Annotated in this window: 13 protein-coding genes and 2 tRNA genes; 4 read left to right on the plus strand and 11 right to left on the minus strand. The window is 72.9% G+C overall.

All coding sequences use genetic code 11. The features are described 5' to 3' along the window. Positions 1 to 56: 56 nt before the first annotated feature. Positions 57 to 968 carry a helix-turn-helix transcriptional regulator gene (locus tag LN042_RS29660; RefSeq protein ID WP_230054493.1) on the plus strand — a complete coding sequence of 304 codons (912 nt, stop codon included), beginning with the start codon at positions 57 to 59 and terminating at the stop codon, positions 966 to 968. Positions 969 to 1,012: 44 nt separating this feature from the next. On the opposite strand, the gene LN042_RS29665 is transcribed toward LN042_RS29660, so the two are convergent. From LN042_RS29665 to LN042_RS29700, 8 genes are all read right to left on the minus strand, one after another. After that, positions 1,013 to 1,085 (minus strand) — tRNA-Ala (locus LN042_RS29665). 38 nt (positions 1,086 to 1,123) lie between these two features. Further along, positions 1,124 to 1,196 (minus strand) — tRNA-Ala (locus LN042_RS29670). 113 nt (positions 1,197 to 1,309) lie between these two features. Then, positions 1,310 to 1,960 carry a histidine phosphatase family protein gene (locus tag LN042_RS29675; protein ID WP_230054517.1) on the minus strand — a complete coding sequence of 217 codons (651 nt, stop codon included), beginning with the start codon at positions 1,958 to 1,960 and terminating at the stop codon, positions 1,310 to 1,312. Further along, positions 1,957 to 2,400 carry a ribosome silencing factor gene (gene rsfS, locus LN042_RS29680; RefSeq protein WP_230054494.1) on the minus strand — a complete coding sequence of 148 codons (444 nt, stop codon included), beginning with the start codon at positions 2,398 to 2,400 and terminating at the stop codon, positions 1,957 to 1,959. Before rsfS ends, LN042_RS29675 begins: the two co-directional genes overlap by 4 nt. A gap of 73 nt (positions 2,401 to 2,473) precedes the next feature. Beyond that, entirely contained in the window at positions 2,474 to 4,303 is a 1,830-nt protein-coding gene (locus tag LN042_RS37850; RefSeq protein WP_230054495.1) for an LCP family protein, read from the minus strand. Positions 4,304 to 4,352: 49 nt separating this feature from the next. Continuing rightward, positions 4,353 to 4,970 carry a nicotinate-nucleotide adenylyltransferase gene (gene nadD, locus LN042_RS29690; RefSeq protein ID WP_230054496.1) on the minus strand — a complete coding sequence of 206 codons (618 nt, stop codon included), beginning with the start codon at positions 4,968 to 4,970 and terminating at the stop codon, positions 4,353 to 4,355. A gap of 88 nt (positions 4,971 to 5,058) precedes the next feature. Further along, positions 5,059 to 5,205, minus strand: a complete 147-nt coding sequence (locus LN042_RS29695; RefSeq protein ID WP_230054497.1) for a hypothetical protein — start codon at positions 5,203 to 5,205, stop codon at positions 5,059 to 5,061. Between the two features lie 136 nt (positions 5,206 to 5,341). Further along, on the minus strand, positions 5,342 to 5,488 hold the full coding sequence (locus LN042_RS29700) for a hypothetical protein (RefSeq protein WP_230054498.1): 147 nt from the start codon (positions 5,486 to 5,488) through the stop codon (positions 5,342 to 5,344). A 147-nt stretch (positions 5,489 to 5,635) separates the two neighbouring features. On the opposite strand from LN042_RS29700, the gene LN042_RS29705 reads away from it, so the two are divergent. Together LN042_RS29705 and LN042_RS29710 are read left to right on the plus strand one after the other, a co-directional pair. After that, positions 5,636 to 6,703: a M48 family metallopeptidase gene (locus LN042_RS29705; protein ID WP_230054499.1), complete on the plus strand. Its 1,068-nt coding sequence runs from the start codon at positions 5,636 to 5,638 to the stop codon at positions 6,701 to 6,703. 108 nt (positions 6,704 to 6,811) lie between these two features. After that, on the plus strand, positions 6,812 to 8,275 hold the full coding sequence (locus LN042_RS29710; protein ID WP_230054500.1) for a sensor histidine kinase: 1,464 nt from the start codon (positions 6,812 to 6,814) through the stop codon (positions 8,273 to 8,275). Here LN042_RS29710 and LN042_RS29715 read toward each other — a convergent pair. Next, positions 8,250 to 9,722: a DUF2079 domain-containing protein gene (locus LN042_RS29715; RefSeq protein ID WP_230054501.1), complete on the minus strand. Its 1,473-nt coding sequence runs from the start codon at positions 9,720 to 9,722 to the stop codon at positions 8,250 to 8,252. The two genes, LN042_RS29710 and LN042_RS29715, sit on opposite strands and share 26 nt — an antisense overlap. A 127-nt stretch (positions 9,723 to 9,849) precedes the next feature. Between LN042_RS29715 and LN042_RS29720 the strand changes: the two genes are divergently transcribed. Continuing rightward, a complete protein-coding gene (locus LN042_RS29720) occupies positions 9,850 to 10,527 on the plus strand; it encodes a response regulator transcription factor (RefSeq protein WP_230054502.1) in 678 nt (225 codons plus the stop codon). A 9-nt stretch (positions 10,528 to 10,536) separates the two neighbouring features. Here the strand turns inward: LN042_RS29720 and LN042_RS29725 are convergent, their stop codons facing one another. Together LN042_RS29725 and LN042_RS29730 are read right to left on the minus strand one after the other, a co-directional pair. Then, positions 10,537 to 11,610 carry an SCO2583 family membrane protein gene (locus LN042_RS29725; protein WP_230054503.1) on the minus strand — a complete coding sequence of 358 codons (1,074 nt, stop codon included), beginning with the start codon at positions 11,608 to 11,610 and terminating at the stop codon, positions 10,537 to 10,539. A 72-nt stretch (positions 11,611 to 11,682) separates the two neighbouring features. Next, the gene (locus LN042_RS29730) at positions 11,683 to 12,264 is read right to left on the minus strand and encodes an SCO2584 family spore wall biosynthesis protein (protein WP_230054504.1); all 582 of its coding nucleotides are present in this window, start codon (positions 12,262 to 12,264) and stop codon (positions 11,683 to 11,685) included. Positions 12,265 to 12,303 lie beyond the last annotated feature (39 nt).

Here is a 12,303-nt window from a genome sequence, read left to right on the forward strand (position 1 = left end):
GATCCTGGTACCGGCACTACCTGTCAGCCGCGGCGCCCGTGCGCCAGGATGGTCGCATGACCCTGCTGGAGTCCCGCCCCGCCGCGCCCGCCAAGGGCCCCGAGCCCACCCGACGCACCGAGCTGGCCGCCTTCCTCAAGGCCTGCCGGGCCCGGGTCACCCCGCAGGACGTGGGCCTCCCGCCCGGTCTGCGCCGGCGCACCCCGGGGCTGCGGCGCGAGGAGGTCGCGCAGCTCGCCGGGGTCGGGGTCACCTGGTACACCTGGCTGGAGCAGGGCCGCCCGATCAACGCCAGCGACCAGGTGATGGCGGCGGTGGCCCGGGCGCTGCTGCTGGACGAGGTCGAGCGGCAGCACCTGTTCCGGCTGGCCGGGCTGCCCGCCGGCGACCCGGGCGACCTGCTCTGCCCCACCGTGGACCCGACGATGCAGGTGATCCTGGACGGGCTGACCCCGCTGCCCGCCGCCATCAGCAACCGCCGCTACGACGTGCTGGGCTACAACGCGGCCTATGACGCGCTCTTCCCCGGCGCCACCCGCGTCACCGCGCCCAACGGCCGGCGCAACTCGCTCTGGTGCGCCGTGACCGTGCCGGACTGCTGCAACCCGTTCGTCAACCGCGAGGAGGAGCTGCCCCGGATGGTCGGGGTGCTGCGGACCGCCTACGCCTCGCACGTCGGCGAGCCGGCCTGGGAGGAGTACGTGCGGGCGCTGTGCGCGGTCAGCGACCGTTTCCGGGAGCTCTGGGAGAGCCAGCTGGTGGCGCCGACGGTGACCGTGCGCAAGGTGTTCCGGCACGCCTCGGTGGGCGAGGTCCAGTGCCAGGCGTCCTACCTGACCATGCCCGGCGCCCCCGAGCTCTACATGGTGGTCTACACGCCGCAGACGCAGCAGGACCGGGAGCGGCTGGCGTGGCTCACCGCGAACCCCCAAGCCCCGGCCGTCGAACACGCGCACCAGCACCAGTGACGCCGAAGGGCCGCCCCCGACCGGGAGCGGCCCCTCGACTTCGGTGGAGCTATGGGGAATTGAACCCCAGACCTCTTGCATGCCATGCAAGCGCTCTACCAACTGAGCTATAGCCCCGCAGACCGCGCGGCTCCATCGGAACCGCTGGTGCGGAGTGGAGCTATGGGGAATTGAACCCCAGACCTCTTGCATGCCATGCAAGCGCTCTACCAACTGAGCTATAGCCCCGCGGCCGAGGAGTGCCGCCGCCCTTCCGGGCCGCGTCCTTTCCTGCGAACGAGGAAGACTCTAGCTGGTCAGGCCCCGAATGACGAAATCCGGGCAACCGGGGCCCCGCCACCTCAGGACTCGTCGCCGATCACCGGCTCGGGCAGGGTGCCCGCGTTGTGCTCCAACAACCGCCAGCCGTCGACCCGCCGCGGGCCGAGCACCGACCAGCAGCAGTTGGAGAGCCCGCCGATGCACTCCCACACCTCGGGCGCCAGGCCGAGCAACCGGCCGAGCACGGTTCGGATGGTGCCGCCGTGGCTGACCACCACCAGGGTGCCGTCCTCGGGGAGCTTCTCGACGGCCTCCAGAACCACCGGGACGGCGCGGTCCGCCACCTCGGTGGCCAGCTCGCCGCCGCCGCGCCGGACCGGCTCGCCGCGCCCGAAGGCCGCGTAGTCCTCGGGGTAGCGCTCGCGGATCTCGGTGTGGGTCAGGCCCTGCCAGCTGCCCGCGTAGGTCTCCCGCAGGCCGGCGTCGTGCTGCACGTCCAGGCCGGTCAACCGGGCCAGCTCGGCCGCGGTGTCGGCGGCCCGCTGCAGGTCCGAGGAGACCAGCAGGTCCGGCCGGAGCCCGGCGAGCAGCCGGGCCGCCCGCCGGGCCTGCTCCAGGCCGGCGTCGGTCAGCGGGATGTCCGTGGTGCCCTGGAACCGGGACTCCAGGTTCCAGGAGGTCTGGCCGTGCCGCCAGAAGACGATCCGCGGTCCCCCCGCGCGGCCGCTCAGCTGAGGTCCTGCAGATGGCCGACGGCGTTGCCGGCCTCGTCCACGGCGGCGTCCTCGGGACGGTTGCGGGTGGCCATCGCGTCCTCGGGCAGCGGCAGCTCGGGGCAGTCCTTCCAGAGCCGGTCCAGCGAGTAGAAGGAGCGCTCCTCGGCATGCTGGACGTGCACCACGATGTCCAGGTAGTCGAGCAGGATCCAGCGGCCCTCGCGCTCGCCCTCCCGGCGCACCGGCTTGACGTCCAGCTTCTCGCGCAGCTGGTCCTCGATCTCCTCCGCGATCGACTTGACCTGGCGGTCGTTGGCCGCCGAGGCGATCAGGAAGGCGTCGGTGATCGACAGCACGTCGCTGACGTCGAAGGCGACGACGTTGTGCGCCAGCTTGTCGGCCGCCGCCTGGGCGGCGACGGTGATGAGTTCCTGCGAGTGTTCGGTTGCGGTCACGATGCTCTTTCGGCTGGGGGGCACAGGGTTTTCGCCTCCAGGATCTCACGCCGCCGAGTCCCGCCACCGCCCGTTACTGCCCCTTCGGCGCCTGGTAGTCCTTGCCCAGCACCACCACCAGGTCGGCGGTCTGCGGGTCGGTGGTCTTCTGCGCCGCGCTGTCGGGCAGGCCCAGGCTGGTGGCCAGCGACTTGGCGGCCTGGGCCCGGGAGTCGTCGGTGTAACGGATCACGGTGGTCGGCTGGGCCGCAGCCTTGCCGCCACCCGGCACGAAGGTCAGACCGGCGTTGATCACCTGGGCCTGGGCGGCCTGGGCGGTGCTGTCGCTGCCGCTGCCGGTGGCGTCGACCACACTGACCCGGGCCGGGCCGCTGGTGGCGGCCGCGCTGTGCAGGGTGCTGCCGAGCACGTCCTTGACCAGCGGGGCGGCCTTGGCCTGGTCCACCGTGCCGTCCGCGGCGACCGGCAGCTCGGTGGTCTGCAGGTGCCCGGCGGCCGCCTGCCCGCTGAGCTGTGCCAGCAGGCCGGCCAGCGCCTGCTCGGGCAGCGAGGGATCCGGCACGGAACCCATCCGGTGCACGTCGTCGGTGGCGTCGGCGAGCGTGCTGGGCATGGCGGTGATCAGTGCCGCCAGCACCTGGCCGAACCGGTGCAGCTGGGCCTCCGGGCTCTCGCCGGGCGCCTGGTAGGTGGCGTAGGCCACGGCCGCGTCGCCCAGCAGCATGCGCCCGCTGCCCTTCTCCACCAGGACCTTGCCGTCCGGACCGGTGATCTGGGCGTCGGTGTCCACCTTGATCCCGCCGATCTGGGAGACCAGCAGCCGCAGGTACGGGGTGTCCAGCCGCCAGGTGCCGGCCACCGGGGCGCCGAGCATGGTGCCCAGCGCGTCCCGGGTGGCGGCCGGGCCCATCGAGGTGAAGGCCGTGCCCACCGGCACCATGGCGGAGTCGTCGGCCGACGGCAGCTTCAGGGAGTCCGGCAGCAGGAGCACCGACGCCTTGTGGCCGCCGGTGTCGTTGACCAGCAGGGCACTGGTCACCTTGCCGTTGAGGTCGCGCAGGTGGACGACGTCCACGTTGCGTCCGCCGGTGGCCGCGGCCGCCGAGGAGTCGCCGCCCAGGGCGCCGGTGGCCCAGAGGTAGCCGACCGTGCCGCCGCCCGCCAGCAGCAGGGCCACCGCGCCGGCGATCAGCCGGTTGCGCAGCCGGCGGCGGCGCTCGTCACGGCGCTCGGTGCGCGACTCGGCGAACTTCAACCAGTCGATGACGTCCTCGGACTGCTCCGACTCCTCGTCGACGAAGGTGAACTCGTCGGTGGGGTAAGGGTCCTGGTCGCTGCGCGGCTTGGGCACGGAGCGCCGGCCACCGACCTTCTCGGAGGGCTCGCCGGCCGGCTCCTCGGGCGCGGCGCGCGGACGCGGCGGCGCCGGTGGCGCGGGCCGGGCGGCGGGCGCCTGCTGGGGGGTGGCGGGGGCCTGCTGGGGGGCGGCGGGAGCCTGCTGCGCCGGGACGACGGGCGCCGCGACCACCGGCGCCTGCGGGGCCGCGGGCTGGACCGGGTAGTAGGGCTGCTGCTGGTAGGGCTGCTCGTACTGCGGCTGGTAGGGCTGCTGCTCCGGGTAGCCCTGGTACGGCTGCTGCTCGTACTGCTGCCCGTACTGCTGCTGCTCCTGGTACCCGTAGGGCTGCTGCTGGTACGGCTGCTGCTCCTGGTAACCCTGGTACGGCTGCTGCTCGTACTGCTGCCCGTACCCCTGGTGCTCCTGGTACGGCAGTTGCTCCTGGTAACCCGGGTACGGCTGCTCGTACTGATCCCCGTAGGGCTGCTGCTGGTAGGCGTGCGGGTAAGCCCCCGTGTTCCAGTCGCCGTTCTCGGGCCCAGTGGGGTCTGCCGTTCCGGTCACGCCGTACCTCAAGCTCTTCCGTGGTGTCCTGATCAGCCGGTCGGCCGGCTCAGCCGGCGTCCAGGTAGAGCGCGCGCTTGTCGATGTAGCGCACCACCCCGTCCGGGACGAGATACCAGACCGGCTGGCCCTTGGCCACCCGCATCCGGCAGTCGGTGGAGGAGATCGCCAGGGCGGGCACCTCGACCAGCGAAACGCCGCCGGCCGGCAGGCCCGGGTCGGTGAGGGCGTGGCCCGGGCGGGTGCAGCCGATGAAGTGGGCCAGTGCGAAGAGTTCCTCGGCGTCCCGCCAGGAGAGGATCTGGGCGAGCGCGTCCGCGCCGGTGATGAAGAACAGGTCGGCGTCCGGGTGCAGCTCCTTGAGCTCACGCAGCGTGTCGAGGGTGTAGGTCGGACCGCCGCGGTCGATGTCGATCCGGCTCACCGAGAACTGCGGGTTCTCGGCGGTGGCGATCACCGTCATCAGGTAGCGGTCCTCGGCGGCGGACACCGTTCGCCGCCCGGTCTTCTGCCAGGGCTGCCCGGTCGGGACGAAGATCACCTCGTCCAGGTGGAGGGCGCTGGCTACCTCACTGGCAGCGACCAGGTGGCCGTGGTGGATCGGGTCGAAAGTGCCGCCCATCACCCCGAGCCGCCTGCGCCGCTTCGGCGTGCTCTCTCCCGTCATGCCGCCACACCTTACGCGACGTGCTGATCGAACAGCTGACCGCTCGGGGGCACCCCGGGTCCCGGCGTGCTCCCGAGCGGGTCGCGGCTCAGCGGTCCCGGTTGAACCGGGTGGTGATGAAGAGCAGCAGCAGCAGGATGAAGAGCGCACTGCCACCGGTCAGCAGCGGGTTCAGGCTGTCGTGGTTGCTGCCCTCGGCCAGGGCGGTCAGGGCGGGCAGGGCGCTGGAGGTCATGATCGGCAGGGCCTTCTCGACTCAGGTGGGGGCCAGGACGCGGGTCCCGGCAACCGGGGCGGCCCGCGCGCTCATCGTACGGGGCGCCCTCGCGCAACCGCGCGGCGGCTCCCCGCGTCTGACTGGAGGTGAGCTGTCAGTTGTTGCTGTTGGCTCGGGCCAGGATCCAGACCAGCGCCAGCACGCCGACGATCGAGCCGATGACGATCAGGCGCAGGAAGAGGCCCGGGCCGGGCCCGCTGGAGATCGGCGCGGCCAGGGTGGCCAGAACGGCGGGGGACATCGGCGGGCTCCTCGGAGACGGTGGTGACTCAGTCAGCCAGCTTAGGCCGCTTTACGCCCGACGGCCCGCGCCACCCCCATCGGGGACGAGTGCGGACGGTCGGACGTTGAGAGTTGTCACAGTCGAGTCGAGAGGGACACAGCAGTCATGACCGATTCCACCCGCACCGCGGGGCCGGCCGACAACGTGCCGGGGCGCCGGCGCCAACGGTTCGCCGGCATCTCCACCCGGGCCTGGGAGCACCCGGCCGACCGGTCCGCACTGGTCGCCCTGCGCAAGCTCACCGGGTTCGACGATGTGCTGAAGAAGCTGGCCGGCCTGGTCTCCGAGCGCAGCGTGCGGCTGATGTTCCTGGCCACCGCGGTGAAGACCTCGGAGCGGCAGTACCCCGAGCTGTACAACATGGTCCGGGACGCGGCCTACGTGCTCGACCTTGAGCAGGTCCCCGACCTGTACGTGACCCAGGACCCCAAGGTCAACGCGATGTGCATCGGGATGGACACCCCGGTGATCGTGGTGACCACCGGTCTGGTGGAGCTGCTGGACGAGGAGGAGCTGCGGGCCGTGATAGGCCACGAGGTCGGGCACGCGATGTCCGGCCACGCGGTCTACCGGACCATGCTGCTGATCCTCACCAACCTGGCCACCCGGATCGGCTGGATCCCGCTCGGCAACCTGGCGATCATGGCGCTGGTGACCGCGCTCAAGGAGTGGTTCCGCAAGGCCGAACTCTCCTGCGACCGGGCCGGCCTGCTGGTCGGCCAGGATCCGCAGGCCTCGATGCGCGGTCTGATGAAGCTGGCCGGCGGCCACAACCTCGGCGAGATGAACGTGGACGCCTTCCTGGAGCAGGCCGAGGAGTACGAGAAGGCCGGCGACCTGCGCGACGGCGTGCTCAAGCTGCTCCAGGTGCTGCCGCAGTCCCACCCGTTCGCGGTGGTCCGGGTGGCCAAGCTGAAGCAGTGGTCGGACAGCGACGAGTACCGCTCGATCATGGCCGGCGCCTACCCGCGCCGCGCGGACGACCCGCAGGCCAAGGTCAGCGACCAGTGGAAGGCCGCGGCCGACTCCTACGGCAAGTCCCTCAAGGACAGCAAGGACCCGCTCTTCACCCTGATCCGCGACCTCGCCGACGGCGCGGGCTCGGTGGGCAGCAAGTTGAAGGACACCTTCACGGGTGCCAGGGGCAACGGGCAGAATCCCGAGGCGGAATAACACCGCGAAGCCGGTTCTGTCCGTCCTGAAAGAAAATTCAGGACGGACAGAACCGGCTTTTCCTCTTTACCCGGAGGCGCCACCGGAAATTCTCCGTATGCTGCCCCCATGCTTTCCTGGAGCCGACTGTCCGTCCGCACCCGCGCCGCGATCGGCGCGGCCCTCGCCTCGGCGCTGGCCTTCTCACTGGCGACTCTCTGCGTGAGCCGCGCCGTCCGGGACCCGTGGCTGGCGGCGGCCCGGGCGAAGGCCCAGCAGCAGGCGGTCAACCTCAACGACGCGGTCAAGGACGGCCAGCTCCGGCACAGCGCCGATCCGTACTGCTACCTGCTGTTCTTGCAGGACGGCACGCTCGCCGCCTCGGACTGGCAGCTGGGGGACTACGCTGCCGAGTCGCCGCAGGCCTTCTCCGCGCTGCTGCCGTACCCGCAGGACGTCGGCCTGGGCACCGAGCAGTTCGTGACCGTCACGCTGCCGCCGTCGCTGCACCACCGGCAGGGCTACGAGAGCGGCCCCGACCTGCATGGACGGTCCGTCACCCTGCTCAAGCGGGTGACCGACCAGGGCACCACGCGGTCACTGGCGGAGCTGACCGGCCGCCAGGGTCTGGCACCGCAGCGGGCCACCGTGTACGTACTCGCCTCACCGGTCGACGCCGACGCCGCCTCCGCCCAGGTCACCCAGCTGCTCGGCTGGTACCTGACGCCCGCCGCCACCGCCTTCGTCGCCCTGATGGCCTGGCTGGTCACCGGCCTGGCGCTGCGCCCCGTGGAGTCGATCCGCCGCCGCATGGCCGCGATCCGGGACGGAGCCTTCCACGAGCGGGTCCCGGTACCACCGGCCCGGGACGGCATCGCGCGGCTCGCCGTGACCACCAACGCCACCCTGGACCGCCTGGAGCACGCCCTCGACGAGCAGCGCCGCCTGGTCGCCGACGCCTCCCACGAACTGCGCAGCCCGCTCGCCGCCCTGCGCAGCACCCTGGAGGTGGCCGTCCGCCACCCCGGGACGGCCGACTGGCCCGCCGTGGCGGCCGGCGCCCTCACCGACACCGAGCGCCTCCAGGACCTCGCCGACGACCTGCTGCTCACGGCCCGCATCGAGGGCGCTCCGGACGGTCCCCGGACCACCGTCGACCTGCACGACCTGGTCGCCGAGCAGCTCGCCGAGCGCGGACACACCGACCCGCACCTGGCCTTCACGGCCGAGCTCGCTCCGGCCGTCGTCGCCGGCAGCGAACTGCTGCTGGCCCGCGCCGTCCGCAACCTGCTCGACAACGCCGTGCGGCACGCCCGCACCCGGGTCGCCGCCACCCTGGTCCAGGACGAGCGGCACGCCGTGCTCACCATCACCGACGACGGCCCCGGCATCCCGCCCGCCGACCGCGACCGGGTCTTCGACCGCTTCGTCCGGCTGGACACCGACCGCAACCGCGGCACCGGTGGGGCCGGTCTGGGCCTCGCCCTGGTCCGCACCATCGCCCGTGCGCTGGGCGGTACCGCCACCGCCGAGGAACCCGCCGACCTGCCCGGTGCCCGCCTGGTCGTCACGCTGCCCATCGCCAGACCGTGACGCCCCCGCCCGCCGCCACCGGCCGGTAGCCTGCCGCCGCCAGCCCCTGCTCGACGGCGAGTTGCTCGCTCCTGGGCACCGGGAAGTCATCCGGCTGGTCCAGTGCCGCCACCCAGTCCGCCACCGGCCGGTCGCGCGGCCCGGCCTGACCCGGATGGGTCAGGTACGGAAAGAGCGAGACCGTGCAGCGGCCGGTCAGCTGCGGGGCCAGCGCATTCGCGGCCGCCACCCGGGCGCCGTCCGGGATCACCGCCAGCACCCGGCGGGCCGCCACCACCTGGGCGGACGGCCCCGACAGGTCCGGCACCGGGGCGGCCGACAGCGCGACGACCAGCACCGCACCCGGTATCCAGCGCAGCAACCGCGGCTCGGTGGCCCGTGCCACCGCCGACCGCCTCACCTCCAGCCGGAGACCGCCCGCACCGGCCGGCTCGCGCGGTGGCGCAGCGGCGAGCACCACCGGCCGCACCGCACGGCGGCGGATCCGGCGCAGCCCGTCCAGCAGCGCGGTGAAGAGCACCGGCATCAGCACCGCGTTGTAGTGCTGCCCGGTGGTCCAGTAGGCCGGGTCGAGGCTCCAGAAGCGGGCCGCCAGCGGCAGCACCAGCAGCAGCGCGATCGGCGAGCGCAGCGCCAGCAGCAGGGTGGGTGCCAGCAGCGCGGCCACCGTGCGCCACTTCACGACCGGCCGGACCAGCCGGGCGACCGGGTCGCCGCCGTGCCACGCGGCGCCGGCGCCGTAGGTGTAGTGCCCACCCGGGTTGACCGCGGGCACGATCAGCAGCACGGCCAGCACCGTGCCCAGCACCGCCACCAGCACCGCGGCGAGCCCCAGCGCCCGGCGGCGGCCGGCCAGCCAGACGTAGCCGCCGATCCCGGCGAGCAGCAGCCCCTGGTCCTCCTTGACCAGCAGCAGCGGCAGCCCCCAGCAGACCGCGGCCCACCAGCGGCCGCGGGCCAGCGCGACCACCGACCAGGCCGCCAGCGGCACGGCCAGCGCCACCTCGTGCACGTCGAAGGCGTCCGCCCGCCACAGCCCCCACGAGAAGCCGTACGCCAGTCCGATCGCCACGCCCCGGCGGCGTCCCAGCAGTTCCGCCGCCAGGGCGCTGATCGGCACGGTGGAGAGTGCCAGCAGCAGCGCCTGCGCCACCAGCAGCGTGACGGCGCTCGGCCACAGCCGGTAGACCGGCGCCAGCACCGCCAGCAGCGGGCTGAAGTGGTCACCCAGGAGGTCGAAGCCGGTTCCCTTGAGGGTGGCCGTCGGCGGGCGCAGGCCCGCGTAGCCGCGCACCCCCTGCTCGAAGATCCCCAGATCGAAGCCGGTGGTCTCCATCCGCCACTGCCGGGGCACCGCAAGGGCCAGCTGGAACAGCGCGACCGGTACGGCCACCAGCCAATGGATCGGGAATGGCCGGTAGTCGGCGCAGCCGAATCGTGGATTCACCCGGGTGACGTTAGGAAAACGCTACTGAACAATTCCTGAACGAAGCTGAGGAATTCTTCAGACCGGAGAATTCCGGCACATCGGGCACCGGGCTTTCCGTGGCCGGAAAGCGGCCTATTCTGATCGGGTGCGCCTGCTACTGGTCGAGGATGAAGAGCGGCTCGCCCAGTCCCTGGGTCAGGGGCTGCGGGCCGAGGGATACGCGGTGGATGTGGCCGGGGACGGCCCGAGCGGTCTGGAACGGGCCCGCTCGGGGCAGTACGCGGTCGTGGTGCTGGACCTGATGCTGCCCGGCCTGAACGGCTTCCGGGTCTGCCAGGAACTGCGTCTGGACCGCAATCCGGTGCCGATCCTGATGCTCACCGCCAAGAACGGCGAGTACGACGAGGCCGAGGCGCTGGACTGCGGCGCCGACGACTTCCTCAGCAAGCCGTTCTCCCACGTGGTGCTCACCGCCCGGCTGCGCGCCCTGCTGCGGCGCGGCGCGACCGTGCGGCCCGGCGTGCTGGCCGTGGCCGACCTGCGGATCGACCCGGCAGCCCGGCGCTGCACCGTGGCAGGGGCCCAGTTGCGGCTCACCGTCAAGGAGTTCGGGGTGCTGGAGTGCCTGGCCCGGCAGCCCGACCAGGCGGTGCCCAAGACCGAGATCCTGGACGCGGTCTGGGACTCGGCCTTCCGGGGCGACGTCAACATCGTCGAGGTGTACATCGCCGCGCTGCGCCGCAAGCTGGACCGGGCGGGAGCGCGGTGCCTGATCGAGACGGTGCGCGGCATCGGCTACCGGCTGGTGCCGCGCACCGGCTGAGCCGGCCCGTCAACCCAGCGGGCCGCCCATGACCGCGCAACCCTGCCAGGCGGGGTGGGAGCGGTCGGCCGGGTCGACCGTGCCGGGATGGGTGGTGAGCGGGCCGGTGCCGCCGGGGGCCAGTGGCTGGAAGTACTCGGACTGCACGGCGTCGCAGGCGCTCGGGCCGGCCTGCTGGACGGTGTCGACCACCCGCAGTCGGCCGACCGCCAGGTCGGCGCGGTCCAGGTCGAACCGGACCTCGCGGCGGATGCTGTAGAGCGTGACCGGGCCGTTCACCGTCACTCCGGCCGGGCGGAGCGCGTAGACCAGGGTGTGGTCGGCGGTCAGTTCCAGGGTGGAGGCGCTCAGTTCACGCACCGTCACCGCGCCGGCCACCTTGACCGTGTCGCTGGCCAGCGCCACCTTCATCGGGTCGAACCGGACCATCCAGCCGGTCACCGTGTGGTGCTGGTCGTCGCCGGGGGCCGTGGTGCTCTGGTCGAACTGGTTCTGCTCGCCCTGCGTCACCAGGGACCGCACCGGCGCCGTCTCGCCCTGGGCCAGCACCGCCGGGGAGAGCTCGGAGGCCACCAGGTAGCGGCGCACGGTGTCCACCGCGGCGTTCACCTGGGCCTGGGTGAAGTGCGCGGTGCTGGTGCGGGCGGCAGGCAGGCCGAAGCCCGCGCTGCCGTCCGCGTAGCCCGCCGCGGCCGCGAGGTTGGCGAACGGGCTGCTCGGGTCGACGGTCGGCACGCCGCCGGAGGCCGGGGTGAGCACGGTCAACTCGCTGGTGAGCTGGCTGCCGCCGGTGCCGAGCGGCTCGGGCCGCGGGCCGGTGAACCCGAAGTACACGGCCGTGCCGAACGCCACCACGACGAGCAGCAGCAGGATCAGCGCCTGCCGGGGCAGCGAGCCGAGCAGCCCGAAGCCCCCCTTGTGCCGGATCCCGCGCGGGGCGCCGCCGAGGCGCTCCACGGCGGACAGCTCGGTGATCCGGGCAGCGCGGACGAACGACTCGTCGAAGACGACGGATCGGTATTCGTCATCGCTTCCGGAACCGCCCTCGGGCACACCCTCCGGAGGCTCACCCGGGTCACCCATGGATCCAGGGTAGAGCGCGCGGCGGGCCCGGAACGAGGTCCCGGCACCACCTTTCGCGGTCGATCCGCCCGGTCACCCCGCGGGCTGCGGAGCGGCCGAGCCGACCGGGTCGGCCCGGGCCGCGGTCGGTGCCGGAGTGGCCGGGCCGCTGGTGCCGATCAGCGGCCGGCGCCCCGGGGAGTTGCCGGAGCCGCGGTACACGGCGGCCACCGCGACCGCCACCAGGCTGACCCCCATGACGATCACCAGCACCCAGGCCAGCGGGCGGTGCCAGCGCTGCTGGGCGACCTGCCCGCGGGCGGCCGAGCGCGCTCCGCCGCCGGGCCACCGGACGGCCCGGCGGCGGCCCAGGTCCAGGCCGGAGCCGACCCAGGGATCGGTGTAGATCCGGTCTTCCTCGCTGCCGGGGTGCGGGCGCAGTTCCAGCGGCAGGCCGTCGTAGTGCTCACCGGCCGGTTCGCGGGCCCAGCCGGCGCCCGCGGGCTCCTCGTTGCGGGCCTCGGCGGCGGCCAGCTGCCGCTCTCTGGCGCTGGGCTCGTGCACGGCGGCGGAACGGATGAAAGCCTCGTCAAGGACCACGGTGGCGAACTCGTCGTCCGCGTCACCGTGGTCAGCGCCGTCGGAGTACGGCGAGCCCCCCAAGTCCTCAGCCACGGACTCAGCGTATTACCGGGCGCGTGATTTGTCTGTGGC

Origin of the sequence: Kitasatospora humi (assembly GCF_020907985.1) — a bacterium.
GTDB classification, from domain to species: Bacteria; Actinomycetota; Actinomycetes; order Streptomycetales; family Streptomycetaceae; genus Kitasatospora; species Kitasatospora humi.